General features: G+C 32.7%; 19 protein-coding genes. 7 read left to right on the top strand and 12 right to left on the bottom strand.

Going from position 1 to position 20,601, the window contains the following annotated elements; all coding sequences use genetic code 11:
• Positions 1–5: 5 nt before the first annotated feature.
• The 3 genes from acs to ACZ5CF_RS07530 all read right to left on the bottom strand — a co-directional run bounded on the left by acs (position 6) and on the right by ACZ5CF_RS07530 (position 3,920).
• Positions 6–1,913 (bottom strand): acetate--CoA ligase, encoded by a 1,908-nt coding sequence (gene acs / locus ACZ5CF_RS07540; protein ID WP_464578620.1) that lies wholly within the window; start codon positions 1,911–1,913, stop codon positions 6–8.
• Between the two features lie 89 nt (positions 1,914–2,002).
• Positions 2,003–2,956 (bottom strand): phosphoribosylaminoimidazolesuccinocarboxamide synthase, encoded by a 954-nt coding sequence (locus tag ACZ5CF_RS07535; RefSeq protein WP_464578618.1) that lies wholly within the window; start codon positions 2,954–2,956, stop codon positions 2,003–2,005.
• Positions 2,957–2,963: 7 nt separating this feature from the next.
• Entirely contained in the window at positions 2,964–3,920 is a 957-nt protein-coding gene (locus tag ACZ5CF_RS07530) for a PhoH family protein (RefSeq protein WP_464578617.1), read from the bottom strand.
• A 107-nt stretch (positions 3,921–4,027) separates the two neighbouring features.
• Here ACZ5CF_RS07530 and ACZ5CF_RS07525 point away from each other — a divergent pair, with 107 nt between their 5' ends.
• From ACZ5CF_RS07525 to dnaN, 5 genes are all read left to right on the top strand, one after another.
• Entirely contained in the window at positions 4,028–4,858 is an 831-nt protein-coding gene (locus ACZ5CF_RS07525; RefSeq protein ID WP_464578616.1) for an SAM hydrolase/SAM-dependent halogenase family protein, read from the top strand.
• Entirely contained in the window at positions 4,858–5,154 is a 297-nt protein-coding gene (locus tag ACZ5CF_RS07520) for a putative quinol monooxygenase (protein ID WP_464578615.1), read from the top strand. The genes ACZ5CF_RS07525 and ACZ5CF_RS07520 overlap by 1 nt, the downstream gene beginning before the upstream one ends.
• Positions 5,155–5,158: 4 nt before the next feature.
• Positions 5,159–5,878 (top strand): gliding motility-associated ABC transporter permease subunit GldF, encoded by a 720-nt coding sequence (gldF, locus tag ACZ5CF_RS07515; protein WP_464578613.1) that lies wholly within the window; start codon positions 5,159–5,161, stop codon positions 5,876–5,878.
• A gap of 5 nt (positions 5,879–5,883) precedes the next feature.
• The gene (gene gldG, locus ACZ5CF_RS07510) at positions 5,884–7,554 is read left to right on the top strand and encodes a gliding motility-associated ABC transporter substrate-binding protein GldG (protein WP_464578612.1); all 1,671 of its coding nucleotides are present in this window, start codon (positions 5,884–5,886) and stop codon (positions 7,552–7,554) included.
• Between the two features lie 73 nt (positions 7,555–7,627).
• Positions 7,628–8,746: a DNA polymerase III subunit beta gene (dnaN, locus tag ACZ5CF_RS07505; protein ID WP_464578610.1), complete on the top strand. Its 1,119-nt coding sequence runs from the start codon at positions 7,628–7,630 to the stop codon at positions 8,744–8,746.
• Positions 8,747–8,814: 68 nt separating this feature from the next.
• Here the strand turns inward: dnaN and ACZ5CF_RS07500 are convergent, their stop codons facing one another.
• From ACZ5CF_RS07500 to ACZ5CF_RS07490, 3 genes are all read right to left on the bottom strand, one after another.
• Entirely contained in the window at positions 8,815–9,156 is a 342-nt protein-coding gene (locus ACZ5CF_RS07500) for a DUF4870 domain-containing protein (protein ID WP_464578609.1), read from the bottom strand.
• 100 nt (positions 9,157–9,256) lie between these two features.
• Positions 9,257–10,156 carry a mechanosensitive ion channel family protein gene (locus ACZ5CF_RS07495; RefSeq protein ID WP_464578607.1) on the bottom strand — a complete coding sequence of 300 codons (900 nt, stop codon included), beginning with the start codon at positions 10,154–10,156 and terminating at the stop codon, positions 9,257–9,259.
• A gap of 83 nt (positions 10,157–10,239) precedes the next feature.
• Positions 10,240–10,743 (bottom strand): Dps family protein, encoded by a 504-nt coding sequence (locus ACZ5CF_RS07490; RefSeq protein WP_464578605.1) that lies wholly within the window; start codon positions 10,741–10,743, stop codon positions 10,240–10,242.
• 186 nt (positions 10,744–10,929) lie between these two features.
• Between ACZ5CF_RS07490 and mnmE the strand changes: the two genes are divergently transcribed.
• Both mnmE and ACZ5CF_RS07480 read left to right on the top strand, forming a co-directional pair.
• Positions 10,930–12,330 (top strand): tRNA uridine-5-carboxymethylaminomethyl(34) synthesis GTPase MnmE, encoded by a 1,401-nt coding sequence (mnmE, locus tag ACZ5CF_RS07485; RefSeq protein WP_464578604.1) that lies wholly within the window; start codon positions 10,930–10,932, stop codon positions 12,328–12,330.
• Positions 12,331–12,348: 18 nt separating this feature from the next.
• Entirely contained in the window at positions 12,349–13,101 is a 753-nt protein-coding gene (locus ACZ5CF_RS07480; RefSeq protein WP_464578603.1) for a tyrosine-protein phosphatase, read from the top strand.
• Here the strand turns inward: ACZ5CF_RS07480 and ACZ5CF_RS07475 are convergent.
• The 6 genes from ACZ5CF_RS07475 to ACZ5CF_RS07450 form a co-directional block, all read right to left on the bottom strand.
• On the bottom strand, positions 13,088–15,472 hold the full coding sequence (locus ACZ5CF_RS07475) for a GumC family protein (protein WP_464578602.1): 2,385 nt from the start codon (positions 15,470–15,472) through the stop codon (positions 13,088–13,090). The two genes, ACZ5CF_RS07480 and ACZ5CF_RS07475, sit on opposite strands and share 14 nt — an antisense overlap.
• A gap of 21 nt (positions 15,473–15,493) precedes the next feature.
• Positions 15,494–16,264, bottom strand: coding sequence for a polysaccharide biosynthesis/export family protein (locus ACZ5CF_RS07470; RefSeq protein WP_464578600.1), 771 nt, complete (start codon positions 16,262–16,264; stop codon positions 15,494–15,496).
• A 16-nt stretch (positions 16,265–16,280) separates the two neighbouring features.
• Positions 16,281–17,339 (bottom strand): UDP-N-acetylglucosamine 4,6-dehydratase family protein, encoded by a 1,059-nt coding sequence (locus ACZ5CF_RS07465; protein WP_464578598.1) that lies wholly within the window; start codon positions 17,337–17,339, stop codon positions 16,281–16,283.
• Positions 17,340–17,350: 11 nt separating this feature from the next.
• Positions 17,351–18,223 (bottom strand): nucleoside-diphosphate sugar epimerase/dehydratase, encoded by an 873-nt coding sequence (locus ACZ5CF_RS07460; RefSeq protein ID WP_464578596.1) that lies wholly within the window; start codon positions 18,221–18,223, stop codon positions 17,351–17,353.
• Positions 18,224–18,225: 2 nt separating this feature from the next.
• Positions 18,226–19,311 carry a DegT/DnrJ/EryC1/StrS family aminotransferase gene (locus tag ACZ5CF_RS07455; protein ID WP_464578595.1) on the bottom strand — a complete coding sequence of 362 codons (1,086 nt, stop codon included), beginning with the start codon at positions 19,309–19,311 and terminating at the stop codon, positions 18,226–18,228.
• A 360-nt stretch (positions 19,312–19,671) separates the two neighbouring features.
• Entirely contained in the window at positions 19,672–20,601 is a 930-nt protein-coding gene (locus ACZ5CF_RS07450; RefSeq protein WP_464578593.1) for a restriction endonuclease subunit S domain-containing protein, read from the bottom strand.

Below are 20,601 nucleotides of genomic sequence, written 5' to 3'. Positions count from 1 at the left end.
TTTAATTACAATGCACCTTTAATGATTTCTTCTACCACTTCCGGATTTAATAGGGTACTTGTATCACCTAAATTAGAGGTCTCTTTACAAGCAATTTTCCTTAAAATTCTTCTCATTATTTTACCAGAGCGTGTTTTAGGAAGCCCGGGGGTAAACTGTATTTTGTCTAGTTTAGCAATTGGACCCACATGTTCTGAAATTATTTGATTTATTTCATTTCTTAAATTCTCATGATTTCTGGTCTCTCCTACTTCTTTTAAAATTACAAAACCATATAATGCATTACCTTTTACTTCGTGAGGAAATCCAACAATTGCCGATTCTGCAACTGCCGGATGCTCGTTAATAGCATCTTCAATTGGTGCAGTACCTAAGTTGTGTCCGGATACAATTATTACATCATCTACTCTACCTGTAATTCTATAATATCCTACCTCATCACGCAAAGCACCATCTCCTGTAAAATATTTGTTTTTAAAGGCAGAAAAATAAGTTTTTCTGTAGCGCTCATGATCGCCCCAAATTGTTCTGGCCATAGAGGGCCACGGAAACTTAATGCATAATTTACCTTCTTTTTGATTGCCTTTTAGTTCTTCTCCCGCATCGTTTACCAAAACCGGTTGAATTCCTGGTAAAGGCAATGTTGCATAAGTGGGTTTGGTTGGGGTTACATATGGAATGGGAGAAATCATAATTCCGCCTGTTTCTGTTTGCCACCAGGTATCTACAATCGGAGATTTTTTCTTCCCTACATTATCATTATACCAGTGCCAAGCTTCTTCATTTATAGGTTCTCCTACTGTGCCAAGCACTTTTAAACTTGATAGATCGTACTTTTCTACATAAGAAAGATTTTGTTTAGCCAAAGCTCTAATAGCGGTAGGAGCAGTATAAAACTGATTTACTTTATGCTTTTGTACAACTTGCCAAAACCTACCATAATCCGGGTATGTTGGTACACCTTCAAACATTACTGTTGTAGCACCATTAGCAAGAGGCCCATAAACAATGTAACTATGGCCGGTTATCCAACCAATGTCTGCAGTGCACCAATACACATCGTTTTCTTTATACTGAAATACATTTTTAAAGGTATAAGCTGTATAAACCATATACCCCGCTGTAGTGTGTAGCATGCCTTTAGGTTTTCCGGTAGAGCCTGATGTGTAGAGAATAAACAATGGATCTTCTGCATCCATAATTTCAGGAACACAATCTTTATATGCTTCTTCTAAAAGAGGCTCTAACCAAAAATCTCTGCCATTTAACATGTTGCATTGGTTGTTAATTCTGTTTACAACCAAAACAGATTCAACTGTTTTACAATTTTGCAAAGCCTCATCTACAATGCTTTTTAAATCTATGGTTTTGGCCCCTCTAAAAGCTCCGTCTGATGTAATCACCATTTTAGCTTCGCAATCGTTTATTCTTGTGGCTAAAGCTGTTGATGAAAATCCTGCAAAAACCACCGAGTGTACAGCTCCTATTCTTGCACATGCTAGTACGGAAATGGCTAACTCAGGAATCATTGGTAAATAAATACATACCCTATCTCCTTTTTTAATTCCCTTTTCTTTTAAAACGTTAGCAAATTTGCAAACTCGCTCGTGTAATTGGTTGTAGGTAATGTGCTGAGCTTTTTCTTCGGGGTTATTAGGCTCAAAAATTATAGCTGTTTTATCTCCTCTAATTCGTAAATGCCTATCTATACAGTTTTCTGTAATGTTAAGCTTAGCTCCTTCAAACCATTTTACTTCGGGTTTAGAAAAATCCCATTGCAAAACTTTATCCCATCTTTTTCTCCAAATAAAATGTTCTTCTGCTATTTCTTCCCAAAAAACTTCAGGATCTCTAACCGACTTTCTGTAAACTTGAAAATATTCTTCTAAATGTTTAATATGATAATTACTCATTTTTGGTTTTGGTTGATTAATTAATTGTTATAAAAATAAAAAAAGCATCGTGGTATTCGATGCTTTTTTTATTTTATGAGTACTACTGTTTAAAGTTTAGCTAAATAATTAGTAACGTTCGTGTAAATTCTGTCTTGAATATTACTAATATCTGCTTTTATAAAAGGTTCTCCCATAATGTTTTCGTAAAGCTCAATGTATCTTTCAGATATTGTATTTACGTAATTGTTGGTCATCTCCGGGATTTGCTGTCCGGGTTTGCCTTGAAATCCATTCTCTATTAACCACTGCCTCACAAACTCTTTAGACAATTGTTTTTGTGGTTGCCCTTGTTTTTGGCGTTCTGTATAGCCCTCTGCATAGAAATAACGAGATGAGTCCGGAGTATGAATCTCATCTATTAAAACAATTTTGCCATCGGGAGTTTTACCAAATTCATATTTAGTATCTACCAATATTAATCCACGCTTTGCAGCAATTTCAGTACCACGTTGAAACAGCTTTTTTGTATACTCTTCGAGTATTTTATAATCTTCTTCAGAAACAATACCTCTTTGTAAAATTTCTTCTTTAGAGATATCTTCGTCATGGTCTCCTTTTTCTGCTTTTGTAGCGGGTGTAATAATGGGCTCCGGAAACTTATCGTTTTCTTTCATTCCATCGGGTAAACTTACGCCACAAAGAACTCTTTTACCAGAGTTATATTCTCGAGCAGCATGACCGGATAAGTACCCTCTAATAACCATTTCTACTTTAAAAGGGGTACAATTATAACCAATAGCAACGTTGGGATCTGGCGATGCAATTAACCAATTGGGAACAATATCTTGAGTGGCTTGCATCATTTTTGTTGCTATCTGATTTAGGATTTGTCCTTTGTACGGTATGCCCTTAGGCATAATTACATCAAAAGCAGATAGCCTATCGGTTGCAATCATTACCAACAGACCGTTAGCAAGCTTATAGACCTCCCTTACTTTACCTCTATAAACCTCTTCTTGCCCCGGAAAGTTAAAGTTTGTGGCCGTTAATGTGTTAGTCATTCTTTCGTTAAGAGTTGTTATGTTCTATTTTTTTATAGGCTTCTATAATGCCTTTTACTAATTTGTGTCTTATTACATCTTTATCATCTAAATAAAGAATTCCAACTCCTTTAAGGTCTTTAAGTACAAGGAGCGCTTCTTTTAATCCTGAGGTAACTCTTCTAGGTAAATCTATTTGTCCGGGATCTCCTGTAATCATAAACTTTGCATTTTTTCCCATACGCGTTAAAAACATTTTCATTTGCGCATGAGTTGTATTTTGTGCTTCGTCTAAAATTACAAAAGCGTTATCTAAAGTACGGCCACGCATAAAAGCCATGGGAGCAATTTGAATAACTCCGTTTTCTATGTAATGTTGAAGTTTTTCTGCCGGAATCATATCACGCAAGGCATCATAAAGTGGCTGCATATATGGATCTAGCTTTTCTTTTAAATCGCCCGGTAAAAACCCTAAATTTTCTCCGGCTTCAACAGCTGGTCTGGTTAAAATAATACGTTTTACTTGTTTCTCTTTTAATGCCTTTACTGCTAAAGCAACTCCGGTATAAGTTTTACCAGTTCCGGCAGGACCAACAGCAAAAACCATATCGTTAGTTCTCATTAGCTCTACCAATTTTCTTTGGTTTGCTGTTTGAGCTCTAATTAATCGGCCACTAACACCATGTACAAGTACCTCGCCACTATCATCAGAAGTTTCGTAGTCTTCACTACTTTTACTGGTTAGTATGCGCTCTATTATATTTTCGTTTAGTTGATTGTACTTGCCGTAGTGTGTAACAAGCATATCAAATCTTTTATCGAATTCTTCTAATAAATCTTCATCACCATAGGCTTTAATTTTGTTTCCTCTGGCAACAATTTTAAGTTTAGGAAAGTGTTTTTTTAAGAATTCGATATTAGCATTTTGAGTGCCAAAAAAATCTTTTGGGCTAATCTCGGTAAGTTCAATAATTAGTTCGTTCAAAAGCTATATAATTAAATTAAGTAATCAATTTAGGATTTATTAGATTTGTACAACAAATTTACTGAAAAAATAAAGCCAACACGCTAAAAAATATCAACAGTTTTACCATGCCCATAATTACTTTAACTACTGATTTTGGTGAAAAAGATCACTTTGTTGGCGCTGTGAAGGGGGCTATACTATCTGAAATGAAAACTGTAACTATTGTTGATATTTCACATAAAATCAGTCCGTTTAACATTCAAGAAGCAGCTTATATTTTAAAAAATGCATATAGTAGCTTTCCCAAAGGAACAGTACATATTGTTGGTGTAGATTCTGAACTTACTCCAGAAAACAAGCATGTTGCCATAGCTTTTGATGGACATTACTTTATAGCTGCCAATAATGGTATTTTAAGCTTACTTTTAGCCGAATTTAAGGCCGACTCGATTGTAGAAATCAATATTCATGAAAATTTACCTAATGTTTTTCCGGTTTTAGAAGTATTTGTAAAAGTAGCATGCCATATTTGCAGAGGTGGTAAATTAGAAGTGGTGGGCAAACCAATAGATACTTTAAAAGAAATTAAAGGATTGAGCCCTATTGTTAATGCTGAAGGAACCAAAATAATTGGTAATGTTATTTATATAGATAATTACGGCAATGTGGTAACCAATATTACCAAAAAATATTTTGAGCAAATTGCTAAAGGAAGAAGCTTTGAGCTTTTGGTTAGAAATTATAAGTTTACCAAAATATACTCTAAATACAGTGACGCTATTAACTTTACGTTACCCAAAAACAAACGTGAAGACGACGGTAAAAAATTAGCTTTGTTTAATTCTGGCGGATATTTAGAGTTAGCCATTTACAAAAGTAATTTAGATACCGTAGGAGGTGCTGCAACGCTTTTAGGGCTATCTTACAGAGATACTGTAACTATAAATTTTATGTAATGTTAGTTAGAATTGTAAAGATGGGATTTAAAGAAGAATATGTTGATGATTTTTTAACACATTTTCATGCCAATAAGCAATACATTAGAGCTTTTAAAGGATGTTCTTTTTTAGAATTATATCAAGACAAAAACAATCCAACTATTTTTTTTACATACAGTTATTGGGAAACTGATGCAGCTTTAGAAAATTACAGAAACTCTAATTTATTTAAAGAAGTTTGGAAAACCACAAAACAATGGTTTAAACAAAAACCGGAAGCCTGGAGCGTAAACAAAATCGTATCTTTAAACTAAACGTATGCTTGCTATTTTAAAAAGAGAAATAAATGCTTTTTTCTCATCGTCTATCGGATATTTAGTTATTGCCGTTTTTTTATTACTAAACGGTCTTTTTTTATGGGTTTTTAAAGGGAATTTTAACATTCTTGACTATGGTTTTGCAGACCTAACAGCTTTTTTTGATTTAGCACCGTGGATTTTAATTTTTTTAATCCCGGCAATCACCATGAAAAGTTTTTCTGATGAGAAAAGGTTGGGCACTTTAGAGTTGCTTTTAATTAAACCTATAAGCAACTGGCAAATAGTTTTAGGAAAGTATTTTGGTGCTTTTTTATTAGTTGTAATTGCACTTATACCTACTTTATTATACGTTTTTACCGTCTGGAAACTGGGCAACCCACAAGGTAATTTAGATGTTGGGAGTACTTTGGGTTCTTATTTTGGCATGCTATTTTTAATTGCCTCTTATACCAGTGTTGGCATTTTTGCATCTACCCTTTCTGAAAACCAAATAGTGTGCTTTATAATAGCTGTTATTTTATGTTTTTTACTCTACTTTGGTGTAGAAGCACTAACCTATTCAAATTTACTGGGAGACTGGGCAAGTAACCTAAGCTTAAAAGCTCATTTTAATAGTATAGCCAGAGGTGTAATAGATTCAAGAGATATCATTTACTTTTTATCTGTGGCCGGATTATTTCTTTACTTAACGCAACTAAACATTAAAAAAACCGCTTAGCACATATGAAATTCTCTAAAAAAAATATTTGGAATATACTGCTGGTCTTTTTTGGGATTTTAGTGCTAAACTTTTTAGGTTCTAAATTTTATTTTAGAATAGATTTAACCCAAGATAAACGCTATACCCTTTCTGATCCCACCTTAAATAAACTCGAAGAAATTACCACACCAATTATTATAGATGTTTTATTAGATGGTAATTTTCCTCCGGAATTTAAACGGCTTCAAGTAGAAACCAGACAATTATTAGAAGAATTTGCTGCTAAAAACCCCAATATTAAATATCAATTTATTGATCCTTTAGCAGACGAAGAAAATACAGATGCTGTTATCGCTCAGCTTCAACAACTTGGTTTAACACCAACCCAAGTAACAGTTAATGAAGGTGGTAAAGTATCTCAAGAGCTAATTTTCCCATGGGCTATTGCTAATTTAGATAACCAAAGCGTTAAAGTACCTTTATTAAAAAATAAACTGGGAGCAAGCACAGAAGAACGCGTTAACAACTCTGTGCAACATTTAGAATATGCCTTTACAGATGCATTAACCAAACTCACTATAAAAAACAAGAAGAAAATTGCCATACTTAAAGGTAATGGGCAGTTAGACGATATTTATATAGCCGATTTTTTAACCGCCTTGCGTGATTACTATAGCATTGCTCCTTTTACTTTAGATTCTGTAGCATCAAACCCAAAAAAAACACTAACCCAATTACAAAACTTTGACCTTGCTATAGTTGCTAAACCCACAAAACCATTCTCTGAAGAGCAAAAACACGTAATAGACCAATATGTTGTTAACGGAGGCAAAATGCTATGGCTAATAGACCAAGTAGCTGTAGAAGTAGATAGTTTATATAATGAAACCGGTAAAACAATAGCATTGCCAAGAGATTTAAATTTAACCGATTTGTTGTTTAAATATGGGGTTAGAGTTAATCCGAGTATAATAAACGATTTGTACTTTACACAAATAGTTTTGGCTAGCGGAGAGGGCAATTCATCGCAATACAATCCTGTTCCATGGGTGTATCATCCTATGATAATATCAAAAAATGATCATGCAATAAACAACAACATAGAAGCTGTTAGATTGCAATTTGCTAACCCTATAGACACCCTAAACAACAACATAAAAAAAACGGTACTTTTAAGCAGCTCTCCACTCTCTAAAACAGAAGGTGCTCCTAAGCAAATTAGCTTAGATATTATTATGAGACCGCCTAATAAAGAAACCTATACTAATGGTAATAAACCTGTTGCTGTATTGTTAGAGGGGAGTTTTACATCGGCTTATACCAATCGAGTAAAACCACTTAAAAATATTCCTCATGCAGATACCGGAAAGCCATCTAAAATGGTAGTTGTGTCTGATGGTGATATCATAAAAAATCAACTAAACAACGGAAGGCCTTTAGAGCTTGGGTATGATAAGTGGACTAATAATTTTTATGGAAACAAAGAGTTTTTATTAAACACTGTTAACTACCTCTTAGACGACTCCGGATTGTTAAGCATAAGAACTAAAAAAGTTAGTCTTGCTTTCTTAGACACCCAAAAAATTGCAGAAGAAAAAACCAAATGGCAATTGCTAAATATAATTTCTCCGCTAGTTATTTTTGGAGTTTTTGCCTTGTTTTATTTCTTAGTAAGACGTAAAAAATATACTTAATAAATGTTAATAAGTTTGTATAGATAAAACCTTAAATTAAAATATATTTGCATTACCTGAAAATTTTGAGTAAATGAAATTTATAGTATCAAGTTCATATCTTTTAAAGCAACTTCAAGTTTTAGGAGGAGTTATAAATAACAATAACACACTTCCTATTTTAGATAACTTTTTATTTAACCTAAACAAAAACACACTTACTGTTTCTGCATCAGATTTAGAAACTACTATGAGTGCTGTATTGGAGGTTGAAAGCGATTCTGAGGGAAGTGTTGCTATACCGGCTAAACTATTGTTAGACACATTAAAAACGTTTCCTGAACAACCTTTAACTTTTGTTGTAGAAGATAATAACACCATAGAAATAAGCTCTAACCACGGTAAATATGCGTTAGCTTACGCAGACGGTGAAGAGTTTCCTAAAGCAGTAACACTTTCTGACGCCAGTTCTACAACAGTAATGGGAGATGTTCTTGCCACAGCAATCAGCAAAACAATTTTTGCTGCCGGTAATGATGATCTTCGTCCGGTAATGAGCGGTGTGTTTTTTCAGTTTACTCCAGAAGGGTTAACCTTTGTAGCTACAGATGCCCATAAATTAGTAAAGTACCAGCGCACAGATATTAAAGCTAACAATCCTGCAGAATTTATTATGCCAAAAAAACCTTTAAACTTACTAAAAGGTATTTTAGCAGGAAGTGAATCGGATGTTACCGTAGAGTACAATGAAAATAACGCTAAGTTTACTTTTGATAATTACGAGCTAATTTGCAGACTGATAGATGGTAAGTACCCTAACTATGAAGCTGTTATACCAAAAGAGAATCCGAACAAATTAACTATTGATAGAAATCAGTTTTTAAGCTCTGTTAGACGTGTTTCTATATTTTCGAACAAAACAACACATCAAATAAGACTCAAAATTGCAGGTGCAGAGCTTAATATATCTGCAGAAGATATAGATTACAGTAACAAAGCCGAAGAGCGTTTAACTTGTGATTACCAAGGAGACGATATGCAAATTGGTTTTAACTCTCGCTTTTTGATAGAGATGCTAAGCAATTTATCTTCAGATGAGGTTGCTCTAGAAATGAGTTTGCCTAATCGTGCAGGGTTACTCACTCCGGTAGATGGATTAGATGAAGGAGAACATATAACCATGCTTGTTATGCCGGTTATGTTAAACAATTAAATTTTAGTTTATATAATTAGTAAAAAAGCCGCTTTAAAGCGGCTTTTTATTTATCTTTTTTTAATGTTTTACTTTATAATTTTTACACTTAACGGGTAATATGGTTGCTCATTATTACTTGCCTTAACAGCATTAATAATCGGAAAAATAAAGTAAAAAATACAAATAGCAATAAGTCCTAAAATACCTAAACCAAAAAATAAAATTAGCGGCACACATAAAATTGCATACAGCAGCATACTTATTCTAAAATTTATAATTGCTTTACCGTGCTCATCCATATGCAAAACTTTATCGCGTTGTGTTAACCAAAGTATTAAAGGAACAATAAAACCACCTACAGCAGTGATTAAATCTAATAACTGACTAAGGTGCGTAATTACAAGCAGTTGATTGTCTGAACGTTTCATGATTGATGATTAATTGGTTATCACTATTATTATGACGCAAAAAAGCACTTTTTGTTACAAACTATTACAAAAAAAGCTGCGCAATGCGCAGCCTAAAAACCTAACTCACCGAAAAACTTTCTTTGTTAACCCCATTTAATTGAAGCTTGTTAGAAAACTCTAATGTTCTTATTGGGAACGGAATGTTTATTCCGTGTTCATCAAAAGCCTTTTTAAGCAACATAATTGCTTTACTTTTTGCTTTTTTAACTTCTAATCCGCTTGTAGAGTTAATCCAGAACCTTGTCTCAAAATTAATAGCGCTATCCCCAAACTCTGTGTAAAAAAACTGCACATCTGCTTTGTTTTCTACAGCTTCAAAGTTTTCAGAAATTGTTTTTTGAGTTAAGTTTTTTACAAACTCTAAATCAGACTCATATCCTACTCCGCACATTAAAATAACTTTAGATTGTGCTGTTGCAGAGTAGTTTTTTATTGGGTTCTCTAATACCATTTTGTTGGGTATGGCTACCAAATTATTATCAACTTGTTTAAGTGTTGTAGTTCGTAAATTTATATCTACAATTTCACCGGAATAACCATTAGTTTCTACCCAATCTCCTAATTTTATGTGTTTTACAAAAGAGAGAACTATACCTGAAAAAGTGTTAGATAGCGCTCCTTGTAATGCTAAACCAACAGCCAAACCGGCTACACCAGCACCTGCTAACATTGTGGTTAGCACCTTATTTAAATCCATTATCCCAAGTGCTAAAAACAAACCACATAAAATAACTAGTATTGCAGTGGTTTTAGCTGTAATTTTTTTTATAGACGACTGCATTGATGTTTTTGCAAGTGCTTTAAGCATTACTTTATTTACATACCTCGATATAAAAAAGGTAGCTGTAAACACCAATAACGCTATTACAAAATTGGGTAAGTAAGACACAACTGTATCTAACCAACCTTCTAGTTTCTCTATCATTTTATTCCAAGCTTCAGCGAGTTCTTCTCTCATTTTTTTAGGTTTTTAAAGGTTCTACAATAAAAAAACCGGTGGCTTTTAGGCAAAAGCCAACCGGTACTGTGAAAATAATTCTGTTATTTACTTACAGAAGGCTTCTGCATAACATCGGTGCTGTTCATAATCCACGCATCTAACATCCATGATGTTTTTTCCAACTCTCTAATGTATGCTCCTACTAAATCTATAGTACCTTCATCTTTAGCTTCTTCTGCCTTTTCAACAACTTTTCTCATTTGGGTTAAAAGTTTGCCATGGTCATTTAGCAAATCTTTTACCATTTCTGTATCAGATATATCAGAAGAAGATTCTTTAAGGTTAGATAATTTTAAATACTCAGAGTAGTTACTAACCGGCTGAAAGCGCAATGTTAAAATACGTTCGGCAATTTCATCTATTTTAACTTTAGCATCATCATACATTGTTTCAAACTTCTCATGTAAATCAAAGAAGTTTTTGCCTAATACATTCCAATGAAAATTTCTTAATTTTTGATAATACAAGTGGTAATCAGCTAATAATATATTTAGCTCAAATACCGTTTTTGAAGTTTTCTCTTTATCTAAATTTAAATAATTCATAGTTTAAATGTTTTATTGGGTTAACAATTAATTCCGTATATATAATTTAAAAAATAGAGCTTAAAAATCAAGTTTTTAACAGGTTTTAACCTACATTGTTAAAGAGTGTTAAGAGGTGTTTTTGTAAGAAGTATTTATACCCTTTTAGAACATTAACTTTTGTACTTTTGCTTTAAATAAGAATAAATGATATTACAAGAAACTATAATAGCCTTAGCTACGCCTCCGGGCACTGGTGCAATTGCAGTTATTAGGTTGTCGGGGCCCAATGCAATAGTTTATGTAGATGAAGCTTTTAAATCGGTTAAGGGCAATAAAAAACTGCTTAATCAAAAATCACATACCATACATTTAGGTCATATTGTAGATGAAAACACAGTTTTAGATGAAGTTTTAGTTTCTGTATTTAAAAACCCTAATTCATACACCGGCGAGGACGTTGTAGAAATTTCTTGCCATGGTTCTAACTACATCCAACAACAAATCATTCAATTGTTTATTAAAAAAGGGTGTAGGATGGCAACAGCCGGTGAGTTTACGCTTAGAGCTTTTTTAAACGGTAAATTAGATTTGAGCCAGGCAGAAGCGGTAGCCGATTTAATTGCCAGTGATAATGAAGCTGCACATAAAATAGCAATGCAGCAAATGCGTGGTGGATTTAGTAACGAAATAAAAAAGTTAAGAGACGAGTTATTAAATTTTGCCTCTTTAATTGAGCTTGAATTAGACTTTGCTGAAGAAGATGTTGAATTTGCTAACAGAGAAGATTTTAAAGCGCTATTAAATAAAATTACTAATGTACTGAAGCGTTTAATAGATAGTTTTGCAGTTGGTAATGTTATAAAAAATGGAATTCCAATTGCTATTGTCGGAGAGCCCAATGTAGGGAAATCTACTTTACTTAATGCTCTGCTAAACGAAGAGCGTGCCATTGTTAGTGATATTGCCGGTACTACCAGAGATACTATTGAAGATGAACTTGTTATTGGTGGTGTTGGTTTTAGGTTTATTGATACTGCCGGTATTAGAGAAACCAAAGACACAGTAGAATCTATAGGTATTAAAAAAACGTTTGAGAAAATTAATCAAGCCAAAGTTGTACTGTATCTTTTAGACGCATCAAATTTAATTTCTGATTCAGAAAAGCTTGAAAACATTACAACAGAGATTCATAAAATTGCTTCTAAATATCCAGAAAAATTAGTGATTACCGTATTAAACAAGGTGGATAAAATTTCTGAATCAGATAAAACCAATTTATTTAAAAAAATCCCTGCAGCCTTACCTCTTTCTGCAAAAGATGGTATTGGAGTAGAAACGTTAAAAGAGCAACTACTGGCTTATGTAAATACCGGCGAACTTAAAAATAACGAGACCATTGTTACTAATTCTCGACATTACGATGCTCTTGTGAATGCTTTTGAAGAAATTCAGAAGGTAAAACGTGGTTTAGATGAAGGGTTATCCGGAGATTTACTTGCTATAGATATTAGACAAGCACTTTATTATTTTGGAGAGATTACAGGAGAGATATCTACCGAAGACCTGCTTGGTAACATATTTGCAAATTTTTGTATCGGCAAATAGTTTAATGAACGAGTTTATATGTTTTCTATTTTTAAAAAGAAATATTATTTAGGAGAGCACCTTGAAGGCTTTACAGATATTCATTGTCATGTTTTACCCGGAATTGATGATGGAGCTAAGGCAGTTAAAGACGCTATTAGCATGCTTAAAAAATACTCTCAGATGGGTATTTATAATATAATTGCTACCCCTCATATAATGAAAGATTATTATGAAAACACTCCACAATCTATAGAAAAATCATTTAAAAGATTAGAAAGTGTACTAACGCCTGCAAGACTTACTCATTTAAAAATTAATGCTGCAGCAGAACATATGATAGACTCTAATTTTGAGACTATCTTAGAAAAAAATACTGTAATGCCTTTAGCAAAAAAGTATTTGCTGGTAGAACTCTCTTATTTACAACCTCCTATTAATTTATTTAGCATTTTACAGCAAATCAGAGAAAGTGGTTTTTGGCCGGTTTTAGCCCATCCGGAGCGTTACTCATATTATTACAATACTCCAGATATGTACAAAACACTAAAACAAATGGGATGTTTTTTTCAATTAAATTTGCTATCACTATCTGAGTATTATGGAAAAAGCGTTCAAAAAACTGCAGTAACACTATTAGAAAATAATTTAATAGACTTTGTCGGTACAGATGCTCATAATCTTTACCAATTAGAAAAAATAGAACAGCTGCAAATAACAAAAAAAAATATAGCGCTACTGAAATCTATTATAGAAAATACAAGTGATGTATTTGATGCTAAAAAGGTATAAGAGATTTCTTTTTCTTCTCTACCCCATAACCATATCCATATTTAGCTCCATAGCCAAAATTAGCTTGCTTTACATCATTGAGCACTAACATCATTCCGTTTAACTTTCTAGAATCGTTTAACTCCTTAGCATAGTTTAGTAGTTTTTTCTCGGTGAAACCTGCTCTAACGAGATAAAATGTATGACCTGCAAACTGACTAAAAAGTAATGTATCTGTTACCAATAAAGTAGGTGCCGTATCTACAATTACAACGTCATACTCTTGAGAAACTGCATTGAACAACAGCTCCATTCTATCGCTCATAAGCAACTCGGCCGGATTAGGTGGAGTTTTACCCGGTAATAAAATATCTATGTTATTATTTTTTATTCTATATGTTCTTATTACATCGTAAAGTTCTAAGCTGTCATCAAATAAGTAATCGGTTAAACCAAAATGATGTAGTTTTTCTGATTTAACAGATACTAAATATTCTTTTATTTTGGGATTTCTAATATCTGCACCTATTAAAAGTACACGCTTGTTAGAATTAGCAAAGGTAAGTGCCATATTCATACTGAAAAAAGTTTTCCCTTCACCTTTAACAGTAGAGGTAACAAAAAGCACATTATTGTATTGTTCTCTTTTTCGTATTTTTCTTAAGTAATCAAAATTAGTTCGAGCAATTCTGAATGCTTCCGATAGCACAGATCTATCATTTTTTTCTATAAGAGGTGTAAATTTAGATTTTATATGAGGTATTTCTCCTACCACAGAAATATTAGAAATACGTTTTTCTATATCCTCCTTTTTATGAACTTTATTATCTAGTAGGCTCTTCGCATAAAGAATAGAGAATGGTATTGCAAGCCCAATAAATATAGCTGCTAAATATACCATTTTAGGTTTAGGAGAAACGGGGCCTGGTAGTGGGCTGTATGCACTATCTATTACCTTAGCGTTTGCAGCTGTTGATGATAATGAGATAGTGGCTTCTTCTCTTTTTTCTAAAAGATACAGGTATAATGACTCTTTTATTTGCTGTTGACGTTGAATGTCTCTTAATCTTCGTTCCTGTCCGGGGACCGAATAAATTTTAGAATTAATCCTAGCTGTCCTTTCTTTTAAGTTATCTACTCTAATTCTAATAGTATTTCGCAAGTTGTTTAAACTCTGGCTTAAAGAAGATTTTAACCCATCTAATTCTTGATCTAACTTTACAACCATAGGGTTTTTTTCATTAGAACTTTTCAATAGTCGTTGACGTTCTAAAATAAGCTCATTGTATTTTTCCGTAATGTTTGTTATAGAAGGATCTGATAACCCAACGTTAGAAGGGATGGGTTCAAACTGAGCCTGATCTTGAGTTACAGACTCTTTCATGAAGTTTATTAAGTTTAGTTCTGTTTGGCTTTTTGCCAGTTCTTCTTCTGTTGCAGAACTTGAACTTAAATACATGTCGGCTTCAGAAACAATATCAGTAAGCTTATTACCTGTTTTAAAACGCTCTGCACTTTGATCTATACTAGATAGGTCTGTAGCTATTAAATCTATCCTGTCGTTAATAAAATTAGCTATTTTTTTTGCTTCTTCACTTTTTTGATCAACAGACACCTTGTTATATTGGTAAACCAATTCATTAATTACATCAATAGCTTTTTTTCTAACCCTGTCTTTTAGAGTTATATTTAACACTTTAGAAAACTCATCTGCTTGAGTAATTTTAATTTTTTCTTTATATGATTCAGCTACTTTATTAAGTGGTTTAATTTTAACTTGTATGGGTTCTCCTTTTAAGGTCTCAATATTATTAATGGTTGGAGTTATTATTATACCTCCTATTTTAGTTATAATATTCTCTCCAAATGTTTTTACTTTAGGAGTGTCTTCCTCATCCATATAGTAAACAAATTCAGTTGGAGATTTAACATTAATAAAAAAACTAAATTCAGATTCGTAAATAACAGAGTCAGATTCTATAAAATTTAATTTAATAGGAGCTTTTGGGTATAATTCTGAGTCGTGAATTCTACCTTTTTTAAAAATTTCAACATTTATACCAAGTGATTTAACCACATTGGCCATTAGTTTTCTTGATTTTAAAACTTCTATTTCGTCTTTTATTTTTTCGCTTTCTAAACCCGATAAAAGCTCTAAATCTTTTAAAAGTACCTGACTAGGTGATGCCTGATTTTCATCAACCAGCATTATTTTTGCATAGGCCTCATACTCAGGAGTTGCGTAACGAAGGTATAAATAAGCCAAACTTCCACATAAAAAACAGCTTAATAAAAACCATTTCCAATATCCAAGATAATAGGACAATATTTCTTTTAAATCTAAATCTTCTTGAGAATTGTTTTTATGTATTTGTTCTTGACCGTTGTTCATGAGGTTTTTAATTTCTGTAGCTTATCTGGTTAAAATTACTACTGTAGATGTTATTAATATTGAAGCAATAGATATTGCAATAGAGGTTCTATTGTCTGAACGTGATGCATAAATTGCCGATTCATTTGGTTCTACATAAACCACATCATTTTGGGTTAAATAATAAACCGGTGAATTTAGAGCTTCTTTAGTGGTTAAATCTATTCTGCTGTAGGTTCTAGCACCATTAAAGTCTCTAATAACCATAATATTATTTCTTTTTCCTTTAATGGTTAAATCTCCTGCTAAACCAATAGCTTCTAATACAGTAACACGTTCTCCTGATATTTGATAGGTTCCGGGACGATTTACCTCTCCTAATACAGAAACTCTAAAATTTAAAAGCCTAATATTAATTATAGGATCTTTTAAGTAATCTTTTAGTTTTTCTTTAAATAAACTCTTCGCTTCTTCTACTGTTAAACCAAGCAATTTTATTTTACCAAGTACAGGGTAATCTATATAACCATCTTTATCTATTATATAATCTACTTCTCTAACTCTACCATCACCAGACTCCCTAACTAAATTAAAGGGTTTAACAGCATCCATGTCAAAAGTAGATACATTGATGCTAATTATATCGTTTACTTTAAACCTCGGAGTAAAGGTATCAATATCTACTACTGTTTCGAAATCTTTAGCGTTTTGAAAATATACAATATCTTCTCTTGAACCACAAGAAATTAACATAGTTGATAAAACAATAAACAAAATAGTCTTGGGGAAAAATCTAACGGTTGTTTTTTTCATAATAAATTAAGGTTGATTAAATACTTATAGAACGAGTACTACTTTCTGTATTCTGATTTTGAAGTTTTTGTTTAGAAGAATTATCATACGCTTCAAACTTAGAGTTGTTAGAGATATACTCAGGAACAAGCTCTTTCATTTTTTTAACTATGTTTGTGTTCTGAAACACATTAGACACACACAACTCTTCTATATCTGCTTTCACTTTATTGTAATCGAGCTCTCTAACCTTGCTAATCATTATTTTTTTATGATAGGTAGGAAGGTTGTCTTCTCCATGGGCTAACAATTCTTCATATAACTTTTCTCCCGGTCTTAACCCTGTTACTTGTATATTAATATCTTCAGGATATTTTAATCCGGATAGTTTTATCATATTTAAAGCAAGGTCATAGATTTTAACAGATTGACCCATATCAAAAATAAATATCTCTCCTCCTTTGCCCATTGCTCCTGCTTCTAATACCAATTGTGAAGCTTCAGGAATTGTCATAAAAAACCTGGTAACGTCTTTGTGAGTAACGGTTATAGGACCACCCTTTTCTATTTGTTTTCTAAATAAAGGTATTACAGAGCCATTAGAGCCTAATACATTACCAAATCTGGTAGTAATAAACTTGGTTTTACTTGATTTTTGAATGCAACTTATGTACATCTCTGCAATGCGCTTAGTAGCCCCCATTACACTGGTTGGGTTTACTGCTTTATCTGTAGAAATAAATACAAACTTTTTGGCTTTGTAATGCGATGCTGCATCGGCTAAAATTTTAGTGCCACCAACATTAATTTTAATGGCTTCATATGGGCTGTCTTCCATTAGTGGAACATGCTTATAAGCTGCTGCATGAAAAACTATAGAAGGTTTATAGTGCTGAAATATGTAATCTATTCTGTTTTTATCTCTTATATCGGCAACAATACATTTAATGTTATGAATTTCTCTTTGTTTTAGTTCTTGTTGCACATCGTATAATGATGACTCTGATTGATCTACTAATACAAGTTGTTTAAAAGAATAATTAACAATCTGACGAACTATTTCACTTCCAATAGAGCCTGCAGCGCCAGTAACCATAATAACTTCTCCTAAAGTTCTCTCTCCAGTTTAGGATTTTTAATATTTATTGGTACTCTGTCTAACAAGTCTTCTATTTGAACTTGCTTTATCTGACTTGCTTTAAGCTCGCCGTTAATCCAACGCTCAATTGGAGGCACAACTTTTACTTTGGTAGGCAGCTCAACCAATCCATCTACAATCTCTCTAAAACGTTCTTTAGAGGTGCTTTGTATAGATACAATTATCTCATCAATCCTGTTTAAATAAATAAACTTAGGATCTACTGCTGATCTTGAGTATACTAAAACTCCATTTATATATTTGCCAATCTTTTTCTTATCATCATCAATATATCCGGCAACATAAACTTTATCACTCGCACTACCAACTAAGGCATTGTAGGTCATAATACCAGAGTTTCCTGCCCCATAAATAAGTACTCTTTTTTTGTTTTTTATCTTATTAAAATAGTGGTTGTAGGCCATTTTAAAAACCAACCTACTTGACGATAAGGCTAAAAAGCAAATTAAAGAGTGTATAACTATTATAGAAAGCGGAATAGTGTAGCCTTCAATTAGATTAAATGTTTTATTAGATATAACAAAAAGAATGCTAATAGATGCCATTAATGTAGTAGCTTTAAAAACACTAATAACATCTTTAATACCTGTATGTCTTACTACTCCTTTATAAGAGCCCGTAATTAAAAAACTTATTGAAGCAGCAATAACTAAAAATGGTAACTGAACTATAAATTTTTTACTATCAAAATTCAGCGTGAAATTAAAACGAACAAAATAAGCTATGAAAAAAGTAATCATAACCATAAAAAGGTCTATACCAAGCACCAACCATTTAGAGGCGTACTTCTGAGCACTTCGGGTAAGGTATTTTTTTAACATACTCAAAAAGTTTTAGTGATTGTTTGAATAACTCTATGAAGATCATCTGGTTCTAAATTAGAACCGCTTGGTAAACACAAACCTTTATTAAATAATGCTTCTGAAACACCGTTGGTGTAATTTGGAGCATCTTTAAAAACAGGTTGAAGGTGCATAGGCTTCCATAAAGGCCTAGATTCTATATTTTCTTGTAATAATGCCTCTCTAATTTGTTCTCTCTTAGCATAGCTATTGGTTAACATACACGTTAACCATCTGTTAGAAATACAATTTTCCGGCTCCGGTAAAAAAGTTAACTCCTTAAAAGGCTCTAAAAACTCTTTATATACTGTATAATTATGTCTTCTTGCTGCTACTCTATCTTCTAAAACATGCATCTGCCCTCTTCCAATACCAGCCACCACATTGCTCATTCTGTAATTATAACCAATTGTAGAGTGCTGATAATGTGGAGCATTATCTCTGGCTTGTGTAGCTAAAAAAACAGCCTTTTCCTTTAGTTCTCTGGTTTTAACAACTAACGCCCCTCCACCCGAGGTGGTAATAATTTTATTTCCGTTAAATGATAAGATACTAACAGTACCAAGAGTACCACATTTTTGGTTGTGGTATAAACTACCAAGTGCTTCGGCACTGTCTTCAACAACAGGGATATTATAATGTTCTGATATTTCACTAATTTCCTTAGCCTTATAAGGCATTCCGTATAAGTGTACTGCTACAATAGCTTTAGGTTTTTTGCCCTTAGCAATGCGATCTTTAATGGCATCTTCTAATAGATTCGGACAAATATTCCAGGTATCGGTTTCACTATCTACAAAAACAGGAGTTGCACCTAAATATTTTATAGGATTTGCTGAAGCAGAAAATGTAAAACTCTGGCATATTACCTCATCGCCGGCACTAACACCTAACAGGACCAGTGCTAAATGAATTGCCGAAGTGCCCGAGCTTAAAGCAGCAACATGCACATTATTTTGCAAATATTGCTCTAATTGCTCCTCAAAATACTGAACGTTAGGCCCTAGAGGCGCTATCCAATTAGTCTGGAAAGCCTCTTCTACATACGCTCTCTCTAATCCGCTCATATGAGGAGACGAAAGCCAAATTTTGGTAGTTTTTGTTATCACTTAAAAACCTATAAACCTGTTACACAATTTGTTAGCCACTTAAAGCTTTAAACCAGGTAATACGCAAAAAACCATTGAATAAATATTTGTGCAGAGAGGCTGAGGGAATTATAGCTGTTAGCTAAGCACAAATAATTTCTTGGTAAGAAACATAACCCTAATCTATCAAATTAACCTGGGCTATTAATCAATTTAATACGGTGAGGGTAAAATGTACAATGTAAAAATAACGATTATATTTAAGTATTTGATTTTTAGAGCAATATTTCGTTAAATTTTTTATTAACATCGGTTAACTGATAAAAAGCAAACCTCCAGTTAAAGAATTTCATCTAAGTCTTCTTTAATTTTTTTTGAAAAAGTTTCTGCTCCTGCTGCTGTAAGGTGTGTAAAGTCCCTAAAATAAATAGTTCTGCCAGGAAAGCTATCTAAATAATTTAAGTAGTTATAATATAGTACATTTTTCTTTACAAAGAATTTTTTTGTAGCAACTTCTACCTCTCTATCTACCTTATTTAATGATGGAGAAGTAAAAAAAATAACTTTTGAATTATTGTTACTTGCCTTTTCTAAAATTGAATTTACAAACTCCTCAAATAGTTTATTTACTACCAACGGCTTATTAATGTTTTCATTAATATTAAACTTCTTTTCTTTTAAAAGCGTCTCAAAAATTAGTTTTTGCTCTTTAGTTTGATAAAGAGGTAAATATCCGTTTTGTATGGTGTCTTTATTACCTAAAAATTTATTTTTAATTATAGAAAACACTTTGCCATTGTAAAGGTACATTCTAGAGATGTTAGCCTTAAATAGTTCTGAAGGAAAATACGATTTATAAAAATCTTTGATGTAATTATTTTTAATTAATAAATTTTTTAGTGAGAGTGCATCAGAGCCATCAAAAGTTTCATCAAATATTCTGTTGTGATCTATATGAATTAAAATTACTTGATCGCGTTTTTGTAATGTAGTTATTAATGCAGTTGCGTAACCAATTCTAGTAGCATCCATCCCCATATTGTATGCCGGAACAGAAAACACATCAGGATTTACATGATGAACTGCTCTTGAGCTTCCAAAAATTAAAATATCTACAGAATCTTTACATTTAAAAAATGTATTTACTTTACCAATTGTCCCTCCTCTATAAATAGTTTGCTCTAATTTATTTAGCCATAAAAAAACTAGCCTATCTACCATAAAAAAGGCAATAACTATAGCTGCAAAAAGAATTAGAGACTTTTTCAT

This window comes from Lutaonella thermophila, from assembly GCF_055387725.1.
The sequence above is the reverse complement of the archived record's forward strand: the minus strand, read 5'-3'. Positions and strand labels throughout refer to the sequence as shown.